27 protein-coding genes are annotated in these 25881 nt (G+C 62.8%); 5 read left to right on the top strand and 22 right to left on the bottom strand.

Annotated elements, in window-relative coordinates; genetic code table 11:
• Positions 1–507: IS5 family transposase (locus ACYDAT_RS12165; protein ID WP_461450387.1), on the top strand; the 507-nt coding region annotated here is incomplete at its 5' end.
• A gap of 192 nt (positions 508–699) precedes the next feature.
• Here the strand turns inward: ACYDAT_RS12165 and ACYDAT_RS12160 are convergent.
• The 3 genes from ACYDAT_RS12160 to ACYDAT_RS12150 form a co-directional block, all read right to left on the bottom strand.
• On the bottom strand, positions 700–1800 hold the full coding sequence (locus ACYDAT_RS12160; protein WP_461450385.1) for a hypothetical protein: 1101 nt from the start codon (positions 1798–1800) through the stop codon (positions 700–702).
• A 215-nt stretch (positions 1801–2015) separates the two neighbouring features.
• Positions 2016–2825 (bottom strand): class I SAM-dependent methyltransferase, encoded by an 810-nt coding sequence (locus tag ACYDAT_RS12155; RefSeq protein ID WP_461450383.1) that lies wholly within the window; start codon positions 2823–2825, stop codon positions 2016–2018.
• A gap of 169 nt (positions 2826–2994) precedes the next feature.
• Complete coding sequence (locus tag ACYDAT_RS12150; RefSeq protein ID WP_461450381.1) at positions 2995–3360, bottom strand: c-type cytochrome; 366 nt, start codon at positions 3358–3360, stop codon at positions 2995–2997.
• 487 nt (positions 3361–3847) lie between these two features.
• On the opposite strand from ACYDAT_RS12150, the gene ACYDAT_RS12145 reads away from it, so the two are divergent.
• Complete coding sequence (locus ACYDAT_RS12145) at positions 3848–4288, top strand: IS110 family transposase (protein WP_461450379.1); 441 nt, start codon at positions 3848–3850, stop codon at positions 4286–4288.
• Positions 4289–4294: 6 nt separating this feature from the next.
• Here ACYDAT_RS12145 and ACYDAT_RS12140 read toward each other — a convergent pair whose 3' ends face one another.
• On the bottom strand, positions 4295–4714 hold the full coding sequence (locus tag ACYDAT_RS12140) for a c-type cytochrome domain-containing protein (protein WP_461450378.1): 420 nt from the start codon (positions 4712–4714) through the stop codon (positions 4295–4297).
• A 196-nt stretch (positions 4715–4910) separates the two neighbouring features.
• Here ACYDAT_RS12140 and ACYDAT_RS12135 point away from each other — a divergent pair, with 196 nt between their 5' ends.
• Positions 4911–5135, top strand: coding sequence for a transposase (locus ACYDAT_RS12135; RefSeq protein ID WP_461450376.1), 225 nt, complete (start codon positions 4911–4913; stop codon positions 5133–5135).
• Between the two features lie 616 nt (positions 5136–5751).
• Positions 5752–6045: a hypothetical protein gene (locus tag ACYDAT_RS12130; protein ID WP_461450374.1), complete on the top strand. Its 294-nt coding sequence runs from the start codon at positions 5752–5754 to the stop codon at positions 6043–6045.
• Between the two features lie 164 nt (positions 6046–6209).
• On the opposite strand, the gene ACYDAT_RS12125 is transcribed toward ACYDAT_RS12130, so the two are convergent.
• From ACYDAT_RS12125 to ACYDAT_RS12040, 18 genes are all read right to left on the bottom strand, one after another.
• Complete coding sequence (locus tag ACYDAT_RS12125; RefSeq protein WP_461450372.1) at positions 6210–7262, bottom strand: HoxN/HupN/NixA family nickel/cobalt transporter; 1053 nt, start codon at positions 7260–7262, stop codon at positions 6210–6212.
• Between the two features lie 11 nt (positions 7263–7273).
• A complete protein-coding gene (hypE, locus tag ACYDAT_RS12120) occupies positions 7274–8329 on the bottom strand; it encodes a hydrogenase expression/formation protein HypE (protein ID WP_461450370.1) in 1056 nt (351 codons plus the stop codon).
• Positions 8326–9039: a response regulator gene (locus ACYDAT_RS12115; RefSeq protein ID WP_461438776.1), complete on the bottom strand. Its 714-nt coding sequence runs from the start codon at positions 9037–9039 to the stop codon at positions 8326–8328. The genes hypE and ACYDAT_RS12115 overlap by 4 nt, the downstream gene beginning before the upstream one ends.
• Positions 9040–9044: 5 nt before the next feature.
• Entirely contained in the window at positions 9045–10721 is a 1677-nt protein-coding gene (locus ACYDAT_RS12110) for an enoyl-CoA hydratase-related protein (protein WP_461450368.1), read from the bottom strand.
• Positions 10722–10821: 100 nt separating this feature from the next.
• Positions 10822–11958 carry a hydrogenase formation protein HypD gene (hypD, locus tag ACYDAT_RS12105; RefSeq protein WP_461438774.1) on the bottom strand — a complete coding sequence of 379 codons (1137 nt, stop codon included), beginning with the start codon at positions 11956–11958 and terminating at the stop codon, positions 10822–10824.
• Entirely contained in the window at positions 11955–12185 is a 231-nt protein-coding gene (locus ACYDAT_RS12100) for a HypC/HybG/HupF family hydrogenase formation chaperone (RefSeq protein WP_461438773.1), read from the bottom strand. Before ACYDAT_RS12100 ends, hypD begins: the two co-directional genes overlap by 4 nt.
• An 11-nt stretch (positions 12186–12196) precedes the next feature.
• Positions 12197–14530, bottom strand: a complete 2334-nt coding sequence (gene hypF, locus ACYDAT_RS12095; RefSeq protein WP_461450366.1) for a carbamoyltransferase HypF — start codon at positions 14528–14530, stop codon at positions 12197–12199.
• Positions 14531–14537: 7 nt separating this feature from the next.
• Positions 14538–15527 (bottom strand): hydrogenase nickel incorporation protein HypB, encoded by a 990-nt coding sequence (gene hypB / locus ACYDAT_RS12090; RefSeq protein WP_461450364.1) that lies wholly within the window; start codon positions 15525–15527, stop codon positions 14538–14540.
• Between the two features lie 11 nt (positions 15528–15538).
• On the bottom strand, positions 15539–15871 hold the full coding sequence (locus tag ACYDAT_RS12085; protein WP_461438790.1) for a hydrogenase maturation nickel metallochaperone HypA/HybF: 333 nt from the start codon (positions 15869–15871) through the stop codon (positions 15539–15541).
• A gap of 1 nt (position 15872) precedes the next feature.
• A complete protein-coding gene (locus ACYDAT_RS12080; RefSeq protein WP_461450362.1) occupies positions 15873–16949 on the bottom strand; it encodes a nickel-dependent hydrogenase large subunit in 1077 nt (358 codons plus the stop codon).
• A gap of 39 nt (positions 16950–16988) precedes the next feature.
• Positions 16989–17270 (bottom strand): HypC/HybG/HupF family hydrogenase formation chaperone, encoded by a 282-nt coding sequence (locus ACYDAT_RS12075; RefSeq protein ID WP_461438769.1) that lies wholly within the window; start codon positions 17268–17270, stop codon positions 16989–16991.
• 48 nt (positions 17271–17318) lie between these two features.
• Positions 17319–19070 (bottom strand): nickel-dependent hydrogenase large subunit, encoded by a 1752-nt coding sequence (locus tag ACYDAT_RS12070; protein WP_461450360.1) that lies wholly within the window; start codon positions 19068–19070, stop codon positions 17319–17321.
• Positions 19067–20473, bottom strand: coding sequence for a (Fe-S)-binding protein (locus tag ACYDAT_RS12065; RefSeq protein ID WP_461450358.1), 1407 nt, complete (start codon positions 20471–20473; stop codon positions 19067–19069). Before ACYDAT_RS12065 ends, ACYDAT_RS12070 begins: the two co-directional genes overlap by 4 nt.
• Complete coding sequence (locus ACYDAT_RS12060; RefSeq protein WP_461438766.1) at positions 20470–21123, bottom strand: hypothetical protein; 654 nt, start codon at positions 21121–21123, stop codon at positions 20470–20472. The genes ACYDAT_RS12065 and ACYDAT_RS12060 overlap by 4 nt, the downstream gene beginning before the upstream one ends.
• Positions 21123–22208 (bottom strand): hydrogenase small subunit, encoded by a 1086-nt coding sequence (locus tag ACYDAT_RS12055; protein WP_461438765.1) that lies wholly within the window; start codon positions 22206–22208, stop codon positions 21123–21125. Before ACYDAT_RS12055 ends, ACYDAT_RS12060 begins: the two co-directional genes overlap by 1 nt.
• An 11-nt stretch (positions 22209–22219) precedes the next feature.
• Positions 22220–22627, bottom strand: a complete 408-nt coding sequence (locus tag ACYDAT_RS12050; protein ID WP_461450356.1) for a hydrogenase expression/formation C-terminal domain-containing protein — start codon at positions 22625–22627, stop codon at positions 22220–22222.
• A complete protein-coding gene (locus ACYDAT_RS12045) occupies positions 22614–23162 on the bottom strand; it encodes a HyaD/HybD family hydrogenase maturation endopeptidase (protein ID WP_461450354.1) in 549 nt (182 codons plus the stop codon). Before ACYDAT_RS12045 ends, ACYDAT_RS12050 begins: the two co-directional genes overlap by 14 nt.
• A gap of 153 nt (positions 23163–23315) precedes the next feature.
• The gene (locus ACYDAT_RS12040) at positions 23316–24965 is read right to left on the bottom strand and encodes a L,D-transpeptidase family protein (protein ID WP_461450352.1); all 1650 of its coding nucleotides are present in this window, start codon (positions 24963–24965) and stop codon (positions 23316–23318) included.
• Between the two features lie 93 nt (positions 24966–25058).
• On the opposite strand from ACYDAT_RS12040, the gene ACYDAT_RS12035 reads away from it, so the two are divergent.
• Positions 25059–25817 (top strand): murein L,D-transpeptidase catalytic domain family protein, encoded by a 759-nt coding sequence (locus ACYDAT_RS12035; RefSeq protein WP_461450350.1) that lies wholly within the window; start codon positions 25059–25061, stop codon positions 25815–25817.
• Positions 25818–25881 lie beyond the last annotated feature (64 nt).

Genomic DNA, 25881 nt, shown 5'->3' with positions numbered 1-25881 from the left:
AACCGGGATCACGCGCGTGATGCCGAGATGCATCAGACCAGGAAAGGCCAGCAGTGGTACTTCGGCATGAAGGCGCACATTGGGGTGGACGTGGAATCCGGCCTGGTGCATACACTGACGACCACGGCGGCGAATGCAGCCGACGTGACCGAGACCGGCCGGCTGCTGCATGGCCAGGAGCGCAGCGTGTGGGCGGATGCGGGCTACACCGGCGCCGAGCAGCGGGTGCCTGCCAAGCGCGGCCGGCGTTGGCACATCGCCGCCAAGCGCGGGCGCATCAAGGCGCTGCCCGAGGGGCCGTACAAGAAGGCCGTGCAGCATGTGGAATACCTCAAGGCAGCGGTACGGGCGCGGGTGGAGCATCCGTTTCGCGTGCTCAAGCGCCAGTTCGGCTACACCAAGGTGCGCTTCAAGGGCCTGGCCAAGAACACCGCGCAGTTGCAGGTCCTGTTCGCGTTGGTCAACCTGTGGCTGGCGCGCAAGCGCCTGCTGCCGGTGACGGGATAAGTGTGTCCGCGTTCCGCGAAAACGCGGAGCGCGGCATGCAAAGGACGCTGAAGTGGACATCGGGATGACCACAATGGGACGTTGCTGCTCGCTTGGTGCGTCCATCATGCTCAAGTCGACGATGGGCGCGCTCGCGGCGGCTTGTTCAGAGGTTCCAAGCTGAACTTCAGCGCGGATCAAGAGCTGCGCTGTTCATGTTGCGCTCTGTAGTCCCGGTTTTCCCAAGAAAACGATCTGATAAAGGGAAACAAAAATCTGAATTGCCCACGAAAGTCCCAAAACAGCGCCAGCGACAACTACCGTATACGCGTAAATCGGATCCCATTTTGTTAGATACCACGTCGCAATATCGATAACAATGGCGACAAACGGGACTACTATGACAAAGTTCTTGAACCACGCCGGGAGCCTTGCAAAGGTGAAAACATAGCCGAGCACAAACGCCACCAAACCGATGCCGAACAGGTGGATATGCGACAGCTCCACCAAGGTCTCCAGAGACATACCCGTATCCACCTTCGCCACCTTGCTGATTCCCGAGTATGTGTTCCAGTCGGACAAGTGCATGCCGGATTTTGCGCTATGACAGCGTGCACAGTCACGCTCGATGATGGGATGAATGGTCTTGTTGTAACCGGACTCGCCGGCGCCGGACTTCAGCCAGGCAACGATCTTATCCATGTCCTGTTGGCTTCTAAACCCACTCATTGGGCCGCGCAGCATCGCCTCCAATTTGGTGCCGCTGCGATTGCCGTAGTAGCCGATGGCGATGTCTTGCACCGACAGCCCGGGCTTGCCGCTAAGCCCTTCGTGCGTCATATACAGGTAGGTCAGGGCCATACAATATCCCAGCCCGAGAACGACCAAGATCAATCCGTACAGCGTGCGCTCGGTGCTAGAGCATTCGCGAAATGTTCTGCCCTTGACCACGGGGCGATCGGCTGGTATACGGCCAAGAACGCGCCGGATCCATAGCACCGAAACAGCGATACCCACGCCACCCAGAATCAGGCGAGCTACCGTCATTTCCGGTCTTGCGAAGCCGAGCGGTTCGGGCGCCATGAGTGTCCAGGCGACGAGCGCAAGGAATACCCAAGCGGGCCAGTAGGCGCGATGCCAAATGAGGGCCGTACCTGCAACGCTCATCATGAGGATGCCCGTGATGAGGCAATTCCAGAAGCTTTCGGGGTGTTGCATAGCGTACGGGCCATCGACATACCATGGCAAGGCGGTCATTATTGCTCCGACCACGAGCGCGGACACCCGAGCTGCGGCTTTGTTTTTTGCGGGCATGCTGTTTTGTATCATGGTATTGCCGTCCTCTGAAGGTACTCGGATGTATGCGGATCAGTCTGAATTCGAGTGGTCAACCTATAGATCGCCAACAGGAGAACCTTAATAAGGTTAATACGAAGCGCTTAAAGGTTAAAAATACGACCCGGATAGAATCCGGAGCGGGTTTTGCCAAATCTTCTTCTTGTAGAGAAGCCATGCATACATATTAAGAATCAGGTGGGAGGTTTCGCAAACTGCTCGCTATAAGATTTCTGCGCGGAATGGAAGCCAACCATCCCACCCCAGATGCTCTTGTTGCATTTGACATTTGAAAACCCACAAATCTTAATAACATGTGACAACTCTTCTGGAGTATAAAACTCTTTAATCACATCACTGAAATAAACGTTGCAACCGCGGGATATTTTTGATGCTCCAAATAATCTTGCCGTTAACGCAACTGACAACTTTAGGAATTCCAAGTACGCAGCTTGAATAATTTGATAATTGGGTTTTAGCATATCGCAGTGATAAAACCAGCCGCCAGGTTTGAGTACGCGATGGATTTCTGGAAACAGTTTATCAAGTTGCAAATGGCGCGATGCGGCCTGGATGGTAACGGCATCGAAAGAATCATCTGGAAATGGCAAACAGTGGACATCCTGGATGTAGCTCTCGATAATAAAATTTTGTTTTCTGGCCAGAAACCGACCATGCTCTTGCATCTCCTTGCTTCGATCGATTGCGGTGATTTGCAGTGTCGGATCGCGACGAAGGAGCCTTAATCCAAGGTCGTTAGTGCCGGCCGCAATATCCAGAACATGATCGTATGGTTGGACATGGATCAGCCCCATGAACTGGTGGACCCATAGCTCCCAAATTCCAAAACTCGCGATGATGTTGCCCATTTTGTAATAGCCAGGAACATCTTCAAAAACTTGGGGGAGATTTTGCTGCCAAGTCTCGCTAAACAGAAAACGGCGTCGGTCTTCTCGTTGTCTGAAATGATATTCCGTGAATATTTGTGTGCTAATATTCTTCATGAATTACAAGTCCAATTTACTAGCGCTGATCTTCAGTATGGTGAGAACATCGTGCACGGCGCGCAGGGCGTGCTCGGACTGTGGTTTGCATCACGCGACGGTGACCTCGTCGGAAACAGTGGCCCAGCGTGGCCTGCGCCCGCCCCAGACCCCGCGACGTTGCTCAAGATCAGCGCTTATCAGTACCACCAAAGCGCTGCCGAATATATGCGAGCACGTCACTGATATCCTGCGTTGTAAGGGAAGAGTTGCCCCCTTTCGGTGGCATCGCCATTGGCGAGCCTTTGCTTTGGTAGCCATTTGTAATTCGTTCAATCAGAACACTGTCGGGGCTCTTTAGAACGCCGTTTTTTGCCATAAGATCGGGCGCGCCAGGAATACTGCCCTTACCGTCTATCCCGTGACATGCGACGCAGCTTTGGCTGTAGATGGCCGCTCCCTTTTTCGCGTCACCTGCAATTCCCGCCTTAGGCGCTAAAGTACCGAAAACAATTAGTGGAATGATAAACGCATGCAAGCTGTACCAGGGTTTCATTTTGTAACCTCCTCTGCGAGCGAAAAAATGTGAGTGGTCTACTAACTCATGAGTCGGTCATCCATATCTTTAATGTTGTCTGTCACGCCCCGATCGTATTGATTACAACTTGCCGCCGGGTAGATGGCTGTTCAACGGCTGCCAGTGTGGCATTGTTGCATCTCGCGCGTTTTAATAAATACTGCAACGTGGCATTTATCTGAAGACCATATAAGCGATATAAGGCACACTGGACTCACGGTGTTGCCAGAAAGCAGGAAAGCCTATTCTCGGCGCCCACTAGTTATCTTTGGCTCCCGGGTCCATCCATTTTGAAATGAAGTTGGTGTCCCCATTGGATAGCCATCTCGCTTTAGATCCGGGCAGCACATAATGGCTGTGTTTTGTTCGGTCATTGTGTATTCCTTGCGACGGCGTACTCGGTCGGTCTGGGCGAGGTTCAGGTACTGGGCAACGTGGGTGTGCGCGAGTGCGACATCGACAAGTTGTGCGCACGGAGCAGTCCAAGGCCTCGCGGGTGGTATGGGTGTACGAAGCGGGGCCGTGTGGCTACGGGCTGTACTGGTATCTGGCGAAGAAGGGTTTTGCGTGCACGGTGTGTGCGCCCTCGCGGCTGGCGCGCAAGCCGGGTGACCGGGTGAAGACGGATCGGCGCGACGCGGTGATGCTGGTACGGGCGCTGCGCAATGACGACCTGAGCCGGGTGCACGTGCCGACGGTCGAGGATGAGGCGCTGCGCGATTTGGTGCGGGCGCGGGGCACGGCCAAGCAGGATCTGCGACAAGCGCGGCAGCGACTGAAGTCGTTTCTGCTGCAGTATGGCGTGCGCTACAGCGGCAAGGCCAACTGGGGGCCGGCGCATCGCCCACGGCACGAACATGTTCAGCGCTACCAGCGGATCGCCCAGCCCCCGCAGCTTGCGTTCTAATCACGATCAATTATCCTTGGCGCCTTGATTAATCCATTCTTTGATTAGTTTTATGTCTGTGGATGGTAGCCGTCTGGCGTTTGATTCGGCGTGGATATACTCTTCGTGTTTATTGTAAACAAGTTGAAAGTTTTTTGGCATATTAATGAGCGGGTTTGCCCGATGCTGAATAAGACGCACCAACGTACTGGAAATACTTGATCCAGGAATTATCACGCGCCCATAACGTGTTCCACGCATCACGTCTTGATAGCTCATGACACTGAAGCCGCTTGCAATATAACCAGGGCCACCGGGTGCATGGCAAACGCTGCAATTCTTCTGCAAAATCGGGAACACATCCTGTTTAAAACTTACCTGTCTCTGGCCACATCCGGCAGCTAGAAGAGCAACAAGGCATACAAAACCTATTCTCAACGTTAACATGAGACTCTCCTTATTAGCGGCAGGTGTAAAAACTCGCTCCGATCAATAGGCTCCTCGTCGTTTCCTGTGGGATCGATGATCTGAGGGGTTGAGCTGTGTGGCACGGCCGACCAGCCGATCCATGATCGGACCGCGCGCACCTGGCAGCACCTGCGCTTCTTCCAGTTCCGGGCATACATCCGCCGAGTTGCCGCGCGTGGCCAGCAACCCCGTGCGGCAAGACCAGCCAGGTCGAGGCATCTCCAGCGGCTTCGTCGAGGCCATGAACGGCCTGATCCAAGCCGCCACGGCGCGCGCCCGTGGCTATCGCACCGACCGCAACCTGATCGCCATCTGCTACCTGCTGTGCGCCAAGCTCAAGCATCTCTCCACCAACCCTTGGATCCCATCACGCGTTACAGGCGTTCAGGCGTCCAACTAAACCCTTTACCACACGAAGCGTTGAAAACGCCGAAAAACTCATTTCCATATATGAAGCTCCGGTCAGCACATTCTAGTCAATGCGGTAAAATGTCGCGTCGAAGATATCTGCTGGGGACGCTTCACGTGGGTCGTCGTATGCGCTCGGCGATAAATAGGGCGGGGACTTGCGAGAGTGCTTGAGATTGCCTGAGCTGAGCTAACATGGCCTATATGCGTGACAAAATGACACGGGGCCGGTGCGCCACGCCGTCGATGTTTCTCTAGCATACTTGATTTAGGTCAAGTCATCGCGACGCCATACGGCGCAGCTTGATTATTGTTGGTAGGGGAAGCGAGGTGGGTGCCAATGTATCCACGGAATATTTTGATACCTTACGATTCGGTGCCGCAGCGAGCCATGCTGCCGCATCGTGTGTTTGCGGCAAGTCCCCCTCTGTCCCGGGGCTCCAAGGCTGTCTTTTGCCCCAGATGGCGCGCCTACCTCACTGAGCTGGCGCATGGTCGATGTCGCGCAACACGCTCGGCGGTGGTCAGGTTCGCGGATACGTCTCCCGAAGTGTCGAGGGTCCGGTACGTCCGGTGACATGGTGACTTTATGAGTAGCGAGGCTTGCTATGACTATCCCAAACAACGATGACGAGGCTGTCGCCGGGCGTCGTCGATTTTTTCAGGGCGTCCTGGGCGCTGCAACGGTGGCGATGGGCGCGACGGCGGTCGCTCGAGTGGGTGCCACCGCTGATTCCGTGCGTGCCTTTTCTGATGGCGATGACGCTTTTGGACGGACCCCAGAATCCCTGACGCCCGCCGGCACCGATTTTGAGCTAGACCACGACCGATCGGTCTATGCCTATACCACCAAGGATGGAAATCTTGCGCGCGATGGATTTGTGGGCAAGCGCTGGGTTTGAGCTTGGGTTTGGGCAGGGCCAGCAAATGATCGCGCGCACTCAAGATCAGGCCTCGACCGCAGACCTCGAACAACCAAGTCCAGGGGCTGTTTGGCAAGCGACTTTGTCTATGTGCCCGAGTCGGATACCTACCGCTGTCCGGCCGGACAATCACTGATCTGGCGCTACACCAATGCAGAGTTGGTCGCTGCGCGCGGCCGCAATGCGCGCCGGTAGTACAGCGCGGCGCCGCCCCAGGTGAGCACGATCAGTGCGGTAATCATCAGCCCAAGCGCGCTGAAATCGAGGTTTTCCAGTGCGCTCCAGATACCGGTGTTCCAGCCCAGTTCGCTGGTCAGCAGTTGCAGCCATTCGATGCCGCCGACCAGCAGCGCCACGACCACACCCATGCCAGTGACCGCGGTGTTGAATAGCAGCTTGCGTAGCGCGTCGGACATCGCCCAGTCGTAGATGCGCAGCATCACCAGGCCATCGAGCGTATCCATCAGGCTCATGCCGGCGGTGAACAGCAGCGGAAACACCATCACGCCCCAGAGACTCATGCCGCCATGCTGTGCAAGGCTCGCGGACAGGCCCAGGATCGCGATTTCGGTGGCGGTATCAAAGCCCAGGCCAAACAGGAAGCCGATCGGGTACATCTGCCAACTGGCGTGGATGCGCCCGTACAGGCGCCGGAACAGTCGCGACATGAAGCCGCGCTGTTCCAGTAACGCGTCGGTGTTGGCGTGACCAGTATCCGTTGCGCCGGCGCGCGTGCGGCGCAATGCGCGCAGCAACTGGATGAGAATACGCAGGTTGATCAGTCCGATCAGCGTCAGGAATAGGGCCGAGACCACGGTGCCGATCGCGCCGCCCATGCCGTGCATCAGCGCCATGTGCGTTTCGGTCTCACGCGCGGCCAACGCCAGGGCCAGCGACAGCAGGATCACCACGGTGGAGTGGCCCAGAGAAAAAAACAGCCCGGTGGCGGTGGGGTGCTGGCCGTCCTGGCGCAGCTTGCGCGTCACGTTGTCGATCGCGGCGATGTGATCGGCATCGAAGGCATGGCGCAGGCCGAAGAAATAAGCCATTGCGCCGATGCCAAACAGGGTGGCGTCATGCCCGGCCACGGCAAACAGCGCCAGCCAAGCGCACAGGTTCAACAAGGCCACAAAGCCCAGCGGTGCTGCGGCGCGTTTCATCCAGAACCGATGCGATGGCGTGGAGTCGGTGTTCACGGTGAATAGCCTCAACAGATCCTCGGGAGTTGCTCGCCGCTGAGCCAATCGACCATGCGGTAGCCACCCAGCTGCGTGCGCATCTGCACGAAATGGTTGGCATCGGAGGTGATACTGCCGATGCGCGCCGCCGTCTGCCCAAGCGGATGCGCGCGCATCGTGGCCAGCAACGCATCGGCGGCATGCCCGGCGCAGACCAACACCAACTTGCCTTCGTTGGCCACGTTGAGCGGGTCGAGGCCGAGCAGTTCGCAAGCGGCAGCCACCTCCGGGCGTAGCGGAATGGCGCTTTCATCAAGCAATACACCGACGCCAGATTGGTCGGCGATTTCGTTCATGGTCGCGGCGAGCCCGCCGCGGGTGGGATCGCGCATCAGGTGGATGTCCGCGCCCGCGCACGCCATCAGCCGCGCCGTCAGTCCGTGCAGCGCCGCGCTGTCGGATTCGATCGGCGTGTCGAAACCGAGATTTTCGCGCTGGCTCATGATGGCCATGCCGTGATCGCCCAGCGTGCCGGACAGTAGCACTGCATCGCCGGGGCGCGCCGCGGAGCCTGAGAGCGTGCAGTGCGGGTGCGCCTCACCCACACCCGTGGTGGTGATAAACACGCCATCGCCCTTGCCGTGCTCGACCACTTTGGTGTCGCCGGCCACCAGCAGCACGCCCGCCGCAGTGCAAGCACGTGCCATAGACGCCGCGATGCGATCGAGATCGCCCAGCGGAAAGCCCTCTTCGAGGATGAAGCCTGCCGTGAGCCACAGCGGACGCGCGCCCATCACCGCGAGGTCGTTGATGGTGCCGTGCACGGCGAGGCTGCCGATGTCGCCACCCGGGAAAAACAGCGGCGCGACCACGTGGCTGTCGGTGGTCAACACCAGGCGCCCGCTGATTGGCGGCAGCACGGTGGCGTCGTTGCCCTGATCAAGCCAGGTATTGCCCAGGTGCCGCGCGAACAACTCGCGCACCAGTTGCACCATGACGCGTCCGCCGCCGCCGTGGCTGAGATCGATGCGGCCGCGCTTGATGTCCAGCGCACGCGCGTAGCCGGGCTTGACCTGTCCGCTCATGCCGCGCTTGCCTGTGCATCCTTGTGGCGACCAAAGGTGTAGTGCGCGGCGCAGGCGCCTTCCGAGGACACCATGCACGAGCCCATCGGTGCCTCCGGCGTGCACACCGTGCCGAATAGCTTGCAGCCGAGCGGGCGCTTGAGACCGCGTAGCATCGCGCCGCACTCGCAGGCAAGATTATCGGCCACGCTGCGATAGTCCAGTGCGAATCGGTGCTCGGCATCGAAGGCAGCGTAGGTATCACGAATACGCAGTGCCGAATGCGGAATTTCGCCCAGGCCGCGCCATTTGAAGCGGTCGCGCAGCTCGAATACCTGATCCATCAACGCCCGCACCTTGCGATTGCCGGCTGGCGTGATCGCGCGCATGAACTCGTTTTCCACTTCGGCACGGCCCTCGTTGACTTGTTGCAGCAGCATCAGGATGGCCTGCATCACATCCATCTGATTCGTCTGTGTGTAGCCGGAGATGACAATGCGCACCGTGTCCGGCCACGTCTCGCAGACCTCCTCAAGGAAGGTCGCGCCGCTCACTTCCGGCATGCGCTGGTCGATGAGCACGATCTGCACATCCTCCCGTTCCATGACGGTCCGCGCCTCGGTCACGCTGGAGGCGGTGAACACCCCGAAGTCCTCCTCCAGCGTGCGGCGCAGCGCTTCTTGGGGGCGGATTTCGTCGTCGACGACAAGTACGGTGGGCGGAAATGGCATGAGCTTCAGTCCTGGGGGGCTGTCCAACCCAGTTCCCTGTGTCTGGCCAAATGTCTCGGCGTCCAGGAGTGCGGCGTCTTGTGCACAAAATGATGCCGTGCCACGTGGTAGCTGGGATCGAAGCCGTAGAAGTTGCGCTGCATGTGAGCCAGTTCCTCGGCGCGATATTGCGCCAGCGGCTTAGCCGCCTGGTCAGCGGCGCGGCGCGCGCGCTTTGCCGACAGCCGTTCGGCGAAGTCCGGGGCGGCTGCCAAGGCGGCGGCGCGATGTTTCACTTGCGCGACGAAGTCGGCTGTATCCCGGCCGAAATGTGCGTCGATGAAGCCTAGGCGCCTAGCCTCCTCATCGCCCAGAGGAAGACGGTGCCGCATGATCTTTCTTGCCTCATCCTCGCCCACTCGCCGGGGAAGCCGATAAGTCCAGTACTCGGAACCGTACAGGTTGCCCATGTTCTTGTAATGGGGGTTGAGAATGACACCGTTACGTGCCCAGACCTGGTCGGCAGCCAAGGCAAGAAAGGCTCCGCCAGCCCCGGCATTGCCCTGCAGGGCAGAGACGGTGAGGTGGTTGTCGGTTTCAAGAATCGCTTGGCACAGGTCGTCCATAGCGCTGATATTGCGCCAGGATTCATCCGGGGGGTTGACCGCCGCCTCGATCAGGTTGAGGTCGAGGCCGTTGCTGAAGAAGTCTGGTCCGCCCATGAATACGATGATTCGGGTCGGGCGACTGCGTGCCTGCTGATAGGCAGCCAGCAGACGCTCGCAGGCCGCAGTGCCCATGGCACCGTTGTAGAAATCGAAGTGCAGGCAGCCCACCCCATCCGTCTCTTCATAGTGAATGTCCGCAGCCTCGTCCGCATGTTCGGGCAGGTCGGCTGCCTCGGGGAAAGCCACGATGGTTGGCAGCTTGATCCGCGGCCCGACATCGGCGCGCCTGACATAGCCGATCCACACCGCACCGTCTCTCGTCGCCCGCACGATGCCCATGCGCACCCGCCCCAGCACGCCGCGCGCTGGGAAGGCATGCGCGTCGTACAGATGACAAGGCTTGCCGAACAGGCTGTCCAGCACACCGGGAAAGCCGTCTGCGGCGTTGATCTTGCGCAGCACAGTCAGAGTATCATCCTCTTCCCAGTCGATGGCACGGTCGCCCTGCTTCATCGTCTGGCGCAGGCGGCCGCGGGCGTTCGCAGCATCCAGTGGCACCGGCTGCCATCGTCCAGCGTGATAGTCCGGCAGCCGCTCGATGGCCGTCAGCACCGCGCGCAGCGCGGCCTCTGTGACCTCGTTGCGGTACAGGCTAGACTTCGTAGCCGCCCGCATGGCAAAGGTTTCCGCCGCCCAGATCGGTCCTGCGTCCATGACCGCTTCCGCCTGCAGCACTGTCACGCCCCATTCTGTCTCGCCTTCCAGGATGGCCCAGTCCAGCGCCGAGGTGCCGCGATCACCGACGATGCCGGGATGGACGATGAGGCAGACGTGATTGCGCCAGACAGATTCGGGAATCGCCCGGCGCAGGTAGGGTGCCAAGATCAGGTGAGGCCGAAACAGGGTCACCGCCTCCGTGGTGACACTGTCGTTAATGTCAAGTTCCACCGACACCTCGTGTTCCCGGGCGGTGAGATCAACGAACAGCCGCTGGGTGAGGCTGTTGAAGGTGTGAGTGAGCAAGAGGATGCGCATGTCAGCAGATTCTCGGCAGCTGTTCACCTGACAGCCAATCCATCATGCGCCGTCCGTCGAAGCGGGTTTTAATGGGCGTAGCCTTTTTCCACCTGGCTGCTCATGCCGGTACCTCCGCGTGCTTGTGCCGCCCATAACTGTAATGCGCCGCACAGGCACCCTCGGAGGACACCATACACGAGCCCATGGGATTCTCAGGCGTGCAAACGGTGCCGAAGATTTTGCAGTCGGTGGGTTTTTTCACCCCGCGCAGGATCGCCCCGCACTCGCAGGCCTTCTTGTCAGGCACGGGCTTGTATTCCAGATCGAAACGTCGCTCGGCGTCAAATTCGGCGTAGTGACTGCGAATCTTGAGCGCCGAGTAGGGTACTTCCCCCAGCCCGCGCCATTCAAAGCTGCGTCTGAGCTCGAACACTTCGGACACCAGTTTCTGCGCCTTCTCGTTGCCCTCGGGGGTCACCGCCCGGGTGAACTCATTTTCCACCTCGGCGCGACCCTCGTTCACTTGGCGCACCAGCATGAGAATGGCCTGCATCACGTCTAGGGGCTCGAAGCCCGCAATGACCACCGGCTTGCGGTACTCCTCGGCAAAGAAGTCATACGGCCGGCTGCCGATCACGGTGGAGACGTGCGCCGGACCGATAAAGCCGTCCAGAGGCACGGTACCCAGCACCCGCACTTCGGGTGATTCCAGAATATTGATGATGGCCGAGGGGGTGAGCACGTGGCAGCACAGCACGGAGAAGTTCTTCAAGCCTTCGGCTTGTGCCTGCCTGATGGCCACCGCCGTGGGCGGCGTGGTGGTCTCGAAACCGATGGCGAAGAACACCACCGCTTTCCCCGGATTGTTGTGGGCGATCTTCAGGGCATCCGTCACCGAATACACCATGCGGATGTCACCGCCTCTTGCTTTCGCTCGCAGCAGGGACAGGCTTTCCGAGGCGGGGACGCGCAGGGTGTCAGCGTAGGTGCAGAGGATCACGCCATTTTCCAGTGCCAGCTTGATAGCCAGGTCGATGCGACCGATCGGCAGCACGCACACCGGACAACCGGGGCCGTGGATCATGTGCACGTTGTCCGGCAGCAGATCAGGCAGGCCGTAGCGCGCGATGGCGTGGGTGTGGCCGCCGCAGAACTCCATGAACCGATAAATGCGCGCGGGGTTGGCGGCACTGCGGATGGCTGCGGCGATGTGCTGCGCCAGGGCGCTGTCACGGTATTCGTCGATGTATTTCATGGCACGGTTTCGGCAATGGGGCTTGCTGCCATCAGCGCCAGCGTGGCTTCGGCCTGCGCCGGATCGAGGCGCGTCAACGCATAGCCGACATGCACGATCACGTAGTCGCCGGGCGCGATGCCATCGACCAGCGCCAGCGAGATGGTCTTGCGGATGCCGCCCAGTTCAATGACCGCCTGATCATTGGCGACCAGTTCGACGACGCGTGCGGGCAGGGCGAGACACATGTGATTCTCCTTCAATTGATGCTGATCAGATGCTGTTGCGCGACCCAGGCCTGACCGAGACTGAGCCCACCGTCGTTCGGCGGAACCTGCTGCGCTTCCAGTACGTGTAGACCGTGCGCCATGAGCTGCGCACGCAGCGCACCAGCCAGCACGGTATTGAGCAGGCAACCACCAGCGAGTGCGATCACACCAAGATCATGCTGGCGCGCCGCGCGCAGTGCCCATGCGACGAGCGCAGTGGCAAGTGTGGCGTGGAAGCGCGCGGCGGTTTCGGTAACATCCGTGGCACTGCGCAGGTGTTGTAGCGATGGCAACAAGTCGAGCCCGGCGCCGGTAAACCGATAGCCCTCATCCCAAGGCTGCGCTGGTCCGTGGCGCAAGGCCAGCGCCTCCAAGCGCATCGCGGCCTGGGCTTCGAAATCCATTACCGCGCAGATGCCGAGCAATCCTGCGGCCGCATCGAACCAGCGGCCCAGGCTGCTGGTGACGGGAATCGCCGCGCCCGAGGTCAGCCAGCGCTGCACGGCCAGGGCTTGCGGCTGATCGGCGAAGCGCCGCGCGATGTCATCGCCATGGCCCATGGCCGCAAGCGCCGCCGCCGCCATGCGCCAGGGTTCGCGTGCGGCGCGATCACCGCCGGGCAAGGCCAGCGCACGCAAGTGATCGAGGCGTTCGCAGTACGCACCGTCGATGCGTAGCAGCTCGCCGCCCCAGGCGCCACCATCCGGACCCAGGCCAACGCCATCCAGTGCCAGACCCAACAGCGGTCCGGCGTGGCGGTGTTCGGCGGCCACGGCGGCGATATGCGCGTGGTGATGCTGCACGGCGATGCAGGGCACATCGAGTCGTGCGGCCAGCGCCTGTGCGTAACGTGTGGAGTGGAAGTCCGGGTGCAGATCGTGCGCCAGTGCCTCCGGTTGCACCTGCAGCAGGCCGAGCAGGTGCTGTGTCACTTCATCGAACATGTCGCGGGTGGCGGCGTTGTCGAGTGTGCCGATGTGCTGCGAGACGAAGGCCTCATCGCCGCGCGTGATGCACAGTGTGTTCTTGAGATGCGCGCCGACTGCGAGCACCACGGGGCCGTCCGCGTGCAGGCGGATCGCGCGCGGCACATAGCCACGCGCGCGGCGGATGAATTGCATCTGCCCGCCGGCATGCTGCAGCACGCTGTCGTCACAACGCACGACGATGTCGCGATCATGCACCAGCAGCGCGTCGGCGATGCTGCCCAAGCGCCACACGGCCTCGGCATTGTTGGCCACCAGCGGCTCGCCGCACGGGTTGGCGCTGGTCATCACCAGCGCCGGTGAGTCGAACGTGTCGAGCCACGTGCTGCCCGCGGGGCGTCCTGCGTACTCGTGAAACAGCAGATAGTGCAGCGGCGTGTAGGGCAGCATCACCCCCAGTCGCGCCATGCCGTCGCACACGCCAAGCAGCAGTGCATCGCCGCCGCCGCGCTTGCGCAGCAGGACGATGGGTCGCGCGGGTGATTGCAGTAGCGCGCGTTCGTCGGCATCCAACAGCGCCAGCAACTCGATCGAGTGCAGGTTGGCCAGCATCAGCGCGAAAGGTTTCACCTCGCGCTGCTTGCGCTGGCGCAGGCGCAGCACGGCATCGGCGTTGCGCGCGTCGCAGGCCAGGTGAAAACCGCCCAGTCCCTTGATCGCCACGATGGCGCCCGCGCGAAGTGCCGCGACGACGGCCTGCAGCGCGTCAGTGCAATCCTGTAAACGGCCGTGAGAATCCAGCCAACTCAGGCGCGGACCGCAGGTGGGGCAGGCGATGGGTTCGGCGTGAAAGCGGCGGTCGGCGGGATCGGCATACTCGGCCATGCAGGCGGGGCACATTGGAAACGCCGCCATGCTGGTACGTGCGCGGTCGTACGGGATGCCGCGCGTGATGGTGTAGCGCGGTCCGCAGTGCGTGCAATTGCTGAAGGCGTAGCGCCAGCGGCGATCGGCGGGATCGAACATCTCCACCAGGCAGTCGGTGCACACCGCGCTGTCCGCGCCGATGGCTGTATGCGCAGCGTTTCTCTGCGCGCTCTCCAGGATGATGAATTCGGCGCGCAGCGGCTCGGGCGCCGCGTCCGTCCAGCACACATCGTCGATGTGCGCCAGTGGCGGGGGTTCGCTGCTCAGCGCGCGTGCGAATGCATCCATGTCCGCGGGTGCTCCTTGCAGCAGCATGTCCACACCATCGCTGTCGTTGCGCACCCAGCCGCGCAGCGCGTGCGCCTGCGCGAGGCGCCACACCCAGGGCCTGAAGCCCACGCCCTGCACCACGCCGCGCACGCGCACGCGGTGTTGAACGATGCAGTCGGCGGGAGCTTCGGCGACGCTCATGCGCGACTCAGGCTTTGGCCGCAAGCTGCGTTTCGAGTTCGGCGATGCGCGCCCGCAGCGCCTCGATGCGCTGGCCGCGCTGCTGCCGTGCCTCGGCCACGCCCTGGCGCAACCAGTCGAGCCAGGCCTCCATGCCCGCGCCGGACTGCGCGGAGACCTGCAGCACTGTCAGTCTGGGGTTGACCTGGCGCGCGTACGCAACGCATTGCTCGACATCGAAGCGCAGATGCGGCAGCAGATCGATCTTGTTCAACAGCATCAGATCCGCCGCATGAAACATGTCGGGATATTTCAGCGGCTTGTCCTCGCCCTCGGTCACCGACAGCACCACGACCTTGTGCGCCTCGCCCAGGTCGAAACTGGCCGGGCACACCAGATTGCCGACGTTCTCGATCAGCAGCAGGCTGTCGTCCTCGGGATGCAGATGCTCCAGCGCGTGACCAAGCATGTGTGCATCAAGATGACAGCCCTTGCCGGTGTTGATCTGCAGCGCCGGCGCGCCGGTGGCGCGGATGCGGTCGGCATCGTGCGTGGTTTGCTGATCGCCCTCGATGACGGCAACGCGCAGCGCGTCGCGCAAGGTTTCAATGCTGCGCACCAGCAGCGTGGTCTTGCCCGAGCCCGGACTGGACACGAGATTCACCGCGAATACGCCGTGATCGGCGAACCAGCGCCGGTTGTCGGCGGCGTGGGCGTTGTTGACCGCAAGGATGTCCTGCTCGATGCGCAGCATGCGTGACTGGCTCATGCCAGGTGCGTGGGCATGCGCTGGACCATGGCCGTAGTGCAGATCACCGGCCGATGTGGCGGAATGTTCGTGATCGTGGCCGTCCGCGTGTTCATGAGCATGGGCATGATCGCGGTCGTGCCCGTGCGCATGGTGGTGCGCGTGGCCATGGCCCGCATGCTTCGGTGCATCGGCCAACGCTGTCTCGGGCTGGCCCGGCGCACGCTCGATTTTCACCTCACCCGACCCGCAACCGCAGACATTACACATGGCGATGTTCCTCATTCAACGATCAAATCTTGCACGCGCATTTGCAGGCCGCCGGTGGCCTGCACCTGGGCGCTCCCGCAGCGCGGACAATTGGCGTACAGCGTGGCAATTGACACAGTCTGCGCGCAGTCCATGCACCAGCCGCTGCCGGGCACAGGCAGACACTCGATGCGCGCTTGCCGCGCCACGCTGTGCGTCAGCACGATTTCGAGGCAGAACAGCAGCGCCGGAACTTCAACGCCGGCCAGCGCGCCGATTTCCAGCCGTACCGCGCACACCTGCGCAAAGCCCTGACGCCGCTGCGCCTCCTCGATGATGCCGAGCACGCCTTCGGCCAGCGCCATCTCATGCAAGGCCGGTCTCCACGCTGCATTCGGCGCAGGGGTCCAGCGCCAGTACCCAGGCGCGCGCCTGCGCAGTGGTATCGTCAGCGCACTGCGCCAGCGCGCGCTCCAGCACCCCATGCGCGCGGAAGTTCCACTCAGTGGGCGCCACGATGCGGTAGTCGCTGATTTTGCCTGCAGCGACGCGCACCCAGTGCAGTAGCGGCCCGCGCGCGGTTTCCACAGCAGCGAGACCTTCACCGGGTGCCACGCGCCATGCGCGCAGAGCCGGCGCGCACGCATCACCTGTCGCGGTCCGCGCCAGTTCAATCAGTCGCGCCAGCATGCGCGCCGCGGCGTCATCGCCCGACAGTGCGTGCCATGACTGCAGCAGTGCATGGTTACGCTGACGCACGTGGGCGCCGGTTTCACAGGCTTGTCCACGCCAGTGCGGGCGCGCACAGAAGTCGGCTTCGTTGCACATGTGCTGCGCCAGCGTGGCCGCGGTTTCGTCGTGCCATTGCTCCAGCGGCGGCAGCGTGGGCGCAGGTCCGACGCTGGGTGTGGCGCCGCGCCAGCGCGCAAATCGCGCAGCCGTGGGCGTGGCGCAGGCGGTGCACCAGGCGGCCAGTCCGTCGCGATCCAGCGCCAGGAATCGCGCGGGACTGATGCCGAGCACATCGTGGGTGAGCGGCCCGGTCCATGTGCCTTGCCATGCGCGGCTGTCGTCAGCGCCCCGCAGCAGTGCGCGCACCAGCGCGGGCTCCTCGGGCTGGCCCAGCAATCGCGGCCATGACAGCAGCAGATTGCAAGCGTGCTCGCGCAACCATTCCGCATGCACCGTGGCACTGAGATGAGCGTGATCCGGCAGTGCCAAAGTCGCACCCGCCGCATGCAGCGTCAGTTGCGCGGCGCTGCGTTGCGCGACACGGCATAGTGAGAACGCCAGGCCGATACGCTGCAGTGCGACCTCAGGCTCGACCTGCGTCAGCCACGCAACGATGCGCGTCTCGCGCGGCGCGACAAAACCCAAGCGCAGCCATTCGCCGCGCACCGTGTGCAGCGACAGGAAAGGTGGCGGTGCAGGCGGCGTGTTCATGGCGGTGGCTGCCATGGCACGAAAGTCGCAAGGGCCATGTCACTGTCCCGGTGCGCGTGGTGGCGTGCTCACGAGATCGCGGAAGTAAGGGGTCAAATCGGCTTCGCCGCGCAACGCGGCGGCGACGCCGGCCAGAGCCAGCGTGATTTTTTTAGCACCTTCCGCGCTGAGCACTTCGCGCGCGGTGTCCTGCTGCACCAGCAGCCAGGTGCCGGCATCCTGCGCGCCGACCAATGCCATGCTGACGCGGCACTGTTGGCCATCCACGTTGCACAGCGCCTGCCACTCGTCGCCGTGCACGACCTGCATGGGGATGCCCATGCACATCAGCCGGCTCCGGCAATGTGCGTCGCGCCACCAGCGCGCATCTCAGTTCACCTCGATCCGGATCAGCGGCGTGCCGTCCGGGTCGGCGACATGCACCGCGCAGGCGAGACAAGGATCGAAACTGTGGATGGTACGCAGGATCTCCAGTGGCTGCTTGGGATCCAGCAGCGTGGTGCCGCGCAACGCGGCCTCATAGGGCCCATCCTGTCCCAGCGCATCGCGCGGACCGGCGTTCCAGGTGCTGGGCACCACCGCCTGGTAGTTGTCGATCAAGCCTTCCTTGATCACGATCCAGTGCGCCAGCGCGCCACGCGGGGCCTCCATGAAACCGACGCCCTTGCTGGCGCTGGGCCACGTCGAGGGCTCCCACAACGTGGGGTTGAAGGTTTCCAGTGTGCCGGCGCGAATATTGGCCATGAGCTGGTCATACCAGCCCTGCATGGAATCGGCGATGAGCTTGGATTCGAGCGTGCGCGCGGCGGTGCGGCCCATGGTCGAAAACAAGGCCGCCGGCGGCAGGTCCAGCTTGCCGAGTACCATGCCGACCAGTTCGCGCGTGGCCGGATCACCCTTGGCATACAGCATCAGCACGCGCGCCAGCGGGCCGACCTCCATCACCTTGTCTTTCCAGCGCGGCGATTTCAGCCACGAGTAACTGGCCTCGGTGTCGAGGTGCTCATAAGGTGGTTTGGGGCCGCTGTAGTGCAGGTTGGTCTGCCCCACGTAGGGGTGCAAACCGCTGTCCTTGCCGGTGGAGTAGTCGTACCACGAGTGCGCCACGAACTCCTGGATCTGCTCGCTGGCGTTGAGATCAACCTCGTGCACCCGGCTCAGGTCGCGATCGAGGATGATGCCGCGCGGAATCATCAGGCTGGCGAGGTCGTTGATGCTCTTGCCCTCGCTGGGGAACTCACCATAGGTGAGGAAATTGCCGACGCCTTCGCCTTTCTTGAACCAGTCCTTGTAGAAGCCGGCGATCGCCAGCGTGTCGGGCAGATACACCTGATCGACGAAACTGCGCATCTGGCGGATCACGTTCTGCACGATCTCCAGCCCGTTCATGTTGATCGCGGTGGCGCCGCCGGTACTGCCCGTGCTGCCAGGCCCAACGCTGATCGCGGCGGGTGCCCCGCCGACGACAAAATTAGGGTGCGGGTTCTTGCCGCCGAAGATGGCGTGCAGCTTGACCACCTCGCGCTGCCAGGCCAGCGCGTCGAGATAATGCGCCACGGCCATCAGGTTGGCTTCGGGCGGCAGCTTGTACAGCGGGCTGCCCCAGTAGCCGTTGGCGAATATGCCGAGCTGACCCGAGGCCACGAAACGCTGCAGTTTGTCCTTGACGGCCTTGAAGTAACCCGGCGAGGATTGTGGATAGCTGCTGATCGATTGCGCCAGCGCAGAGGTTTTCTGCGGATCGGCCGAAAGCGCCGAGACCACATCGACCCAATCCAGCGCATGCAGGTGATAAAAGTGCATGACGTGGTCATGCACGAACTGCGCGGCGATCATCAGGTTTCTGATCAGTTGCGCGTTGGGCGGTATCGGATAGTCGAGCGCGTCCTCGACCGCGCGCACCGAGGCGATACCATGCACCAGCGTGCACACGCCGCAGATGCGCTGCGCGAACGCCCAGGCATCGCGCGGGTCGCGCCCGCGCAGAATCAGCTCGATGCCGCGCACCATGGTGCCGGAGCTGGACGCCTGACTGATCACGCCGTTGTCCAGCGTGGCCTCGATGCGCAGGTGACCCTCGATGCGCGTGATCGGATCGACAACGACGGTTTGGGCACTCATGGCGCAGGGGCTCCCGGTACGGGCGATGCGGTGGCGGCAGGCGCAGCTGGCGGCTGATCAAGATTGTCGGCGACTGCTTCGAGCAGGCTGTGTGCGGTCTTGTCCCAGTGGAAATGCGCCTGGCTGTCGTCGAAGCTCAGGCGGCAGTTGGAGCAACTGGTGATCAGCATCTCGGCGCCGGTGTCCTCGACCTGGCGCATCTTGATCTGGAAAGCCTTGTAGCGGATCGCGTCGGCGCGATGGATGCTGATCACGCCGCCACCGCCGCCGCAACACCAGTTCATGCCGCGGTTGTCCTTCATCTCGTGGATCTCGGCACCGAGTGCGTTGAGCACCACGCGCGGTGCCTTGATCACGCCGCCGCGGCGCGCGATCTGGCAGGGATCGTGAAAAGTCACCGTGGTGTTCAGCCCTTTCTTCACGCGCAAGCTGCCATCGGCAATGTGCTCGCCCAGGAACTCGGAGATGTGGCGCACCTTGAACGGCAACGGCTGGCCGTAGATATTGGCGCCGGCCCAGCGCATGGCGCTGTAGGCGTGGCCGCATTCGGGCAGCAACAGCAGCTTGGCCTTGCACGCGATCGCGGCCTTGATCATCTTCATGCTCATGTCGCGCTGCCAGTCGGCGTTGCCCGAGAGCAGGCCGAAGTTGGTCGCCTCGTAGCCATCGGAGCGGATCGTCCAGCTCAGGCCCAAGTGATTGAGCACTTTGGCCACAGCGGCCATGGCCTGCGGATATTTCTGGATCTCAATTGACGACATGGTGACCAGCACATCGGCCTGTTCCTTGTCCAGGTGGATATCGACGTCATCCTCGTCGGCTATCCATTCGATGCGTTCCTTGAGTACTTTGGGCGTCGCGCCCAGCGGGCTGCCTTCGCGCTCGCCGCGTTCGGCCGCGGCCCAGAGTTCGTGCGGCACCAGCCCGGCCTTGTGCATGCCGTGGCGCGCCAAGCCCACCAGCGAGGCGATGTCGATGCCCATCGGACAGATCAGGGTGCAGCGGCCGCACATGGTGCAGGAGTCGTAGATCAGCTCCTGCCACTCCTGCAGTTCCTCGATGGTGACCCTGCGCTTCAGCCCCAGCGCGCGCATGAACAGCGCGAACGGCCCGGCCTCGCGCTTGTAGGCTTGCTTGAACGGCTCGATTTTCCAGATCTGTGTGTACTTGGGATCGCCAGTCTGCACGTAGAAGTGGCAGGCCTCGGCGCACATGCCACAGTGCACGCACGATTCCATGTAAGTCGCGGCCACGGCGCCGAAGTCGCGGACGAAGTTGCGCATGGCGATATCCACGCGCTCCTGCGCGGGTATCTCGCCCTGCAGGTCATAGCGTTGTTCGGGCTTCTTGATGCCGAAGCGCGGGCCTTCGGTTTGCAGCGGGGGCAGGGTGGCCTCGGTCATGTGCTGGCTCCTTTGCGGGCGAACAGCGCGCCGGTGGTGCCGCGCGCAATGAACAGCAGGAAGACATGCATCAGTTTGCCGAATGGCAGCCACGCCAGCAGCAGGCACACGCTGAGGATGTGGATGGCCAGCAGGGTCTGATAAGGCGCGCCCAAGTGCGCCGCGGCGAGCAGGCCGGTGATCACCGGGGCAATGGTGATCGCCCAACTGAAATAATCGTCGGCATTGGAAATCAGGCGCATCACCGGGTTGCTGAGCCGGCGCACCAGCGCCGCCACCAGCGCCGCCACGGTCAGTGCGCCGGCCACGTACACGATGCTGCTGGGCAGCCCCGGCCACGACAATCCGGTGAGGCTGCGGATGAACAGGATGTGCGGCACGAAACCGAACACCACGATCGCCAAACCGATGTGGAATACATAGCCGATGGTCTGGCCAAACGCCGTACTGGCACGGAACTCGCGTTTGGACCATGTGCGCGACACGATGAGCTTGGCCGCGCCGCGCCAGGTATGCGTGCTGCGCGGCTCGGTGTAATCGGGCTTGCGTCGCAGCAACAGGATGCCGGCCAGTCGCCATACCGTGCCGACCACGAAAATTACCAGCGCCCATTGCAGGGCGGGACCACGTGCAAAGGTGAGCAGATCCATCACTTGCCCTCCGGTTTCTTGGCTTCGTTCTCGGCGCGGGTCTTGTCCTGACGATGCCGTGCCGCCAATGCCGCAGCACCGCCGATGGCCACGCCAGCCACCGCCGCGATACCCAGATCCACACCGATGTCACCGCGCCACAAGCCCGCCGACAGCGGCTTGTAGAAATCGCCGCGATCCCAGAACTCCGGCTCTGAGCAGCCCAGACAGCCGTGCCCCGACTCGATCGGGAAACTGGTGCCACCGTTCCATTTCATCGTCGCGCACGAGTTGTAGGTCACGGGTCCCTTGCAGCCCAGCTCGTACAGACACCAGCCATTGCGCGCGCCAGCGTCATCGAAGGTCTTGGCGAACAACCCCTTGTCGTAGTACGGGCGCCGGTAGCAGCGATCGTGGATGGTGTTGCCGTAGAACACCTTGGGGCGACGGTGCTCATCCAGTTCGGGCACACCGAAGGTGAGGAAATACACGATGGTGCCGGTGATCACTTCGGGGATCGGCGGGCAACCCGAGATATTGATCAGCGGGCGATCCTTGATCAGATCCTGCACCGCCACCGCGCCGGTGGGATTGGGCGCGGCCATGGGCAGCCCGCCAAAGGCCGCGCAAGTGCCGACCGCGATCACCGCGGCAGCGCCCTTGGCCACCGCTTGCACCGACGCCAGTGCGCTCTTGCCGCCGATCACGCAGTAGGCGCCATCGAGCGGGGCTGGAATGGAGCCATCGACCACCAGCACGTACTTGCCCCAGGCCTTGCGCATCGCCTCCTCGCGCGCGGCTTCAGCGGCTGCGCCCGCGGCGGCCTGCAAGGTATCGTTGTAGGCCAGCGAGATGGTGTCGAAAATCAGATGCTCGATGGTCGGCGAGAACGAGCGCGTGAGCGATTCCAGGCAGCCGGTGCATTCCTGGAACGACAAATAGATCACGGTCGGTCGCGGCATGCCGGCCAGCTTCTCGGCCAACTCGGCGGCACGCGCTGCGGGCAGGGCCAGCAGCGAGGCGGTGGCCGCGCAGAATTTCAGGAACGAGCGTCGGCTCATGCCATGCTGCTGGAACGATTCAAGAATGGTCGGTTCGCGATCCATGAGTCAGCCCCTCAGTTGGGTAGCGCAGTCAGTCCGCACAGCCGCGTGCTGGCGGCCTCGATGTCCGTGCGATAGGTGCGCACGATCTCGGGCACATCGGTGACTTCTAGCAATTCGCACAGCAGCTTGCCTTCAACGTCTTCGTGGCGAACCCACCAGATGCCGGCAAAACCCGTTTCGCGCAGCAGTGACGCACCCAAAGCGTTGATCCGCACCTCGATCTCACCTCTACCCAGCGCCAGCTCCAGAGCCGCGCGATCCGCGGACCCCAGCGGCAGGGTGGCAAGGTCGATCACATGGGTCTTGCCGCTGGCGAGATAAGCTTGCAGCGCACCCTCCAGCTCGCGCAGAATGGCCGCGACCATGCCGGTCGCATCGTCGCGCGACTCGATGACCACGGCGATTTCAAGCGGTTTCATCGGCCCACCTCCGCAGCACATCGCGCACGCAGGACTCGACCTGCGGCAGCGCGCCAGTCAGCTCAGCGCTGAGATGCTCGCCCCAGCCGATATGGCCCGGCTCGATGCCAATCAGCGCGCGCCGCGATGGCAGGCGATCGAGCAGACGCGCCATGTCCAGCAGTTCGCCAAGGCTGACCTCATGCACGCTGCCGGCTTGTGCACGGCGCAGCCACTGGTCCATGGCCGCGCCCTCGAAACAGCGAACCGTGCCCGGCACCGAATTCATGCGCATCGCATCGATGAAGATCAAGCGCTCGGCCTGCTCGATCTCCACCAGCAACGTGGCACCCAGCGTACCGGCGTCGTACAGGGTGATGCCGGGCTGGGCGCCCAGCGCGCTCTGCAGCCAGTGCAACGCGTGCACACCCACGCCATCGTCACCTTGCAAGGTGTTGCCGACGCCCATGATCAGCGTCGGCCGCAGCGCCAGATCCTCAAGGAGTGGCGCGCGCGGCAAGTGCGGCGATACAGCGACTGCAGAATTGCGCGACATGCGACGCTCCCCGGTAACGGTGACGCAAACGCAAGTTTGCAGCCTATGCCTACGCATGGACTGCGAACAGATGTAATCGCTACGGAAATTGATCTGGATCAAGTTTGACGCAGAATGGTCGCCCGCAGACCTCGTCGGTGGGCATGCCGGGATTCAGTCGGCCAGCGCGAAGGCTTGTTCTTGCCTCGCCAGCGCGTCGCTCAGGGCATCGCGCAGTGCGGGATCCTGGTGGTACACATCGGGCACCACGCCCACGCGGCCATCGTTCCGCACAGCGACGGTCCAGTAGATGATGTGCAGCGGCACCGGGGGATCCAGCGGCACGTCGCGGGTCACGTCGTAGCTGGCCGCGGTCTGCAGGCTTTCCGCATTCCAGCGCACGGGGTCGTCGAGCAGCAGTTGCGCCAGTTCCATCGCGTTTTCGACGCGCACGCAGCCCGAGCTGAAGGCGCGCCGGGTTTGCGTGAACAAGGCCTTGTGCGGCGTATCGTGCAGATACACCTCGTGGGTGTTGGCGAAACGGAATGCCACCAGGCCCAGCGCACCCTCGGGGCCGGGCTGCTGGCGCAGCGTCAGTCCCGACGGCGGTCGCGCCCAATTGATCGAGTGGGCCGGCACGATTTGTCCCTGACGATCGAACACGCGCAAATCATTGCGTGCGAGATAGTTCGGGTCGCGACGCAACTTGGCCAGCATGTCCTCGCGCAGAATTGTCGGCGGCACCACCCAGGAGGGATCGAGGGTCAGGTGCGTGATAACGGATCGCAGCACCGGCGTGGGTCGCCGCGGCTGGCCCACTTGCACGCGCGTGGACCACGCCAGTTGCCCATCGTCGTAGTAGCCCAGGCGGTAGTTGGCGAGGTCAACCTGTACGTAGCGTGGCGGCAAGGCATGCAGGTACCAGCGTGCGCGCTCCAGATTGAGGCGCAGTTGCTCGATGCGTGTCGCCACAGGCACGTTCAGCGCCGCTCGCGTGGCCGCGCCGACGATGCCATCGGCCTGCAATCCGTGCCGGCTTTGGAACGTGCGCACGGCGTCGGCCAGCGCTGCGTCGTAGTCGTCGGCGTCGTTCTCCGCCATGCGTGTCAGGTCGCCGGAGGCTAGCAGACGCCGGCGCAGCAGCGCCACGCGCGCATCGTGCATGCCGGGTTTGAGCGTCGGGCCGGCAGGCAGCGCGGGCCAGCCACCGGTGACGGCTTCGTCGCGCAGGCGCTGCAGCGCCGTGCGCAACTGCGCATATACCGGCGCGGCGGGGCGTGCCGCGGCGAACGCCGCAGTGACTGCCCCGCTTTCTGCTGCGCGCGCGGCGGCCTGCAGCCACGCATCGGATTCGGAGCCCGGCGGCGCGGCGTTCCAATCGGGGTAGAACGCATCGACATCGAGCACGCCATGCCGCAATTGCACCAACGCCAGCAGATAGGCCGCGGTGGCGCGCACATCGATATCCGCGCGTTGCGCGTCGGTCAGCGAAGCGTCGTGCTGCAGCCGCAGGACATCGCGGGTGAGGCGATCACCACCGTAATCCTGCGCCGCCAGGCCATCATCGACCAGGCCATTGAGCGCATCGCTCAGCGCGCGCACTCGCGGCACGGATTGCCACAGCGGCGCGTCGGCGCGTTGCGCATAAAAACGTGAAACCAGCGCGCCGAGGGTGTTGTCGCCGATTCGGAGCGCACCCAGCGGCTGCTGCGCCAGTGTGTGAAGACGTGTGGCGATAGCGGTTGGCAGCGCGATTTCAGGTGCCTGCGCATGCGCGCAGGTTCCGATCAGCAGTGCGAGCACAATCCAGGCGTGTCTCATCATGGGTGGGTCGCAGAGGTCATGAAAATCTCGCCGCATTCTGCGCGCACGCGGCGTGTTCAGGAACAGCGCGCGCCCAGCAACTAGGATAAGGACATGCTTTTTGCCCGCTCTCGACTCCGCCATCTCACGCGCGCGATTGCGCTGTTGGTTGCCGCGCTTGTGTTGCCTGCAAGCGCGGCATCGGCGGCAGGTTCATCGCTATGGCGCAGCCTTGCGCAGGCGGCGCCCACGGCCAATCCGCAAGTGCTGCGGCTGGCGGTGGCAGCCATGCATTGTGCCGTCAGCAGCGGCATGCCGGGCGCGCAACGGCTGGCCGTCATCGATTATTCGCTGCCTTCCACGCGTCGACGTCTGTGGATTTTCAACCTGGCCGACCCGCGCCTGCTGATGCGCGAGCTGGTGGCGCACGGGCGCAATTCGGGCAACAACTTCGCGAAGCATTTTTCGGATCGCCTCGGCAGCCTCGAATCCAGCCTTGGCCTGTACCGCACACTAGGCACGTATCAGGGCGACAACGGCTATTCACTCCGCTTGCAGGGGCTGGATGAAGGTTTCAACAACAATGCGCTGCAGCGCGCCATCGTCATCCACGGCGCGCCTTATGTGAGCGAAGCCTTCGCGCAACGCGAGGGTCGCCTCGGCCGCAGTTGGGGTTGCCCGGCGGTGAGCAAACGCGTGGCGCCGCGCGTGATCAACGCGCTCAAGGGCGGGCAATTCGTCTTCGCCTACTATCCCAATCAGCGCTGGCTGAGCGATTCCGACTTGCTGCACTGTGCGGCGGCACGACGCAGCGTCGCGGCCATCGAGGCCGATCCAGGGCAAGCGGCCGCGCGCACTGGCGCCGCGTTGTAAACGGCGTTCGCCGCTTCAGGCGCGCAGCAACTTCAGCGTGTGCTGCGCGATCATCAGCTCCTCG

It is taken from the genome of Metallibacterium sp. (assembly GCF_054637675.1).
This window is presented reverse-complemented; position numbering and strand designations above follow the sequence as displayed.

Coding starts and splice junctions, on each gene's coding strand:
- ACYDAT_RS12160 (WP_461450385.1), bottom strand. CDS start 1,800: ATGCCCGCAAAAAACAAAGCCGCAGCTCGGGTGTCCGCGCTCGTGGTC.
- ACYDAT_RS12155 (WP_461450383.1), bottom strand. CDS start 2,825: ATGAAGAATATTAGCACACAAATATTCACGGAATATCATTTCAGACAA.
- ACYDAT_RS12150 (WP_461450381.1), bottom strand. CDS start 3,360: ATGAAACCCTGGTACAGCTTGCATGCGTTTATCATTCCACTAATTGTT.
- ACYDAT_RS12140 (WP_461450378.1), bottom strand. CDS start 4,714: ATGTTAACGTTGAGAATAGGTTTTGTATGCCTTGTTGCTCTTCTAGCT.
- ACYDAT_RS12130 (WP_461450374.1), top strand. CDS start 5,752: ATGACTATCCCAAACAACGATGACGAGGCTGTCGCCGGGCGTCGTCGA.
- hypE (WP_461450370.1), bottom strand. CDS start 8,329: ATGAGCGGACAGGTCAAGCCCGGCTACGCGCGTGCGCTGGACATCAAG.
- ACYDAT_RS12115 (WP_461438776.1), bottom strand. CDS start 9,039: ATGCCATTTCCGCCCACCGTACTTGTCGTCGACGACGAAATCCGCCCC.
- ACYDAT_RS12110 (WP_461450368.1), bottom strand. CDS start 10,721: ATGCGCATCCTCTTGCTCACTCACACCTTCAACAGCCTCACCCAGCGG.
- hypD (WP_461438774.1), bottom strand. CDS start 11,958: ATGAAATACATCGACGAATACCGTGACAGCGCCCTGGCGCAGCACATC.
- ACYDAT_RS12100 (WP_461438773.1), bottom strand. CDS start 12,185: ATGTGTCTCGCCCTGCCCGCACGCGTCGTCGAACTGGTCGCCAATGAT.
- hypF (WP_461450366.1), bottom strand. CDS start 14,530: ATGAGCGTCGCCGAAGCTCCCGCCGACTGCATCGTTCAACACCGCGTG.
- hypB (WP_461450364.1), bottom strand. CDS start 15,527: ATGTGTAATGTCTGCGGTTGCGGGTCGGGTGAGGTGAAAATCGAGCGT.
- ACYDAT_RS12085 (WP_461438790.1), bottom strand. CDS start 15,871: ATGGCGCTGGCCGAAGGCGTGCTCGGCATCATCGAGGAGGCGCAGCGG.
- ACYDAT_RS12080 (WP_461450362.1), bottom strand. CDS start 16,949: ATGAACACGCCGCCTGCACCGCCACCTTTCCTGTCGCTGCACACGGTG.
- ACYDAT_RS12075 (WP_461438769.1), bottom strand. CDS start 17,270: ATGGGCATCCCCATGCAGGTCGTGCACGGCGACGAGTGGCAGGCGCTG.
- ACYDAT_RS12070 (WP_461450360.1), bottom strand. CDS start 19,070: ATGAGTGCCCAAACCGTCGTTGTCGATCCGATCACGCGCATCGAGGGT.
- ACYDAT_RS12065 (WP_461450358.1), bottom strand. CDS start 20,473: ATGACCGAGGCCACCCTGCCCCCGCTGCAAACCGAAGGCCCGCGCTTC.
- ACYDAT_RS12060 (WP_461438766.1), bottom strand. CDS start 21,123: ATGGATCTGCTCACCTTTGCACGTGGTCCCGCCCTGCAATGGGCGCTG.
- ACYDAT_RS12055 (WP_461438765.1), bottom strand. CDS start 22,208: ATGGATCGCGAACCGACCATTCTTGAATCGTTCCAGCAGCATGGCATG.
- ACYDAT_RS12050 (WP_461450356.1), bottom strand. CDS start 22,627: ATGAAACCGCTTGAAATCGCCGTGGTCATCGAGTCGCGCGACGATGCG.
- ACYDAT_RS12045 (WP_461450354.1), bottom strand. CDS start 23,162: ATGTCGCGCAATTCTGCAGTCGCTGTATCGCCGCACTTGCCGCGCGCG.
- ACYDAT_RS12040 (WP_461450352.1), bottom strand. CDS start 24,965: ATGATGAGACACGCCTGGATTGTGCTCGCACTGCTGATCGGAACCTGC.
- ACYDAT_RS12035 (WP_461450350.1), top strand. CDS start 25,059: ATGCTTTTTGCCCGCTCTCGACTCCGCCATCTCACGCGCGCGATTGCG.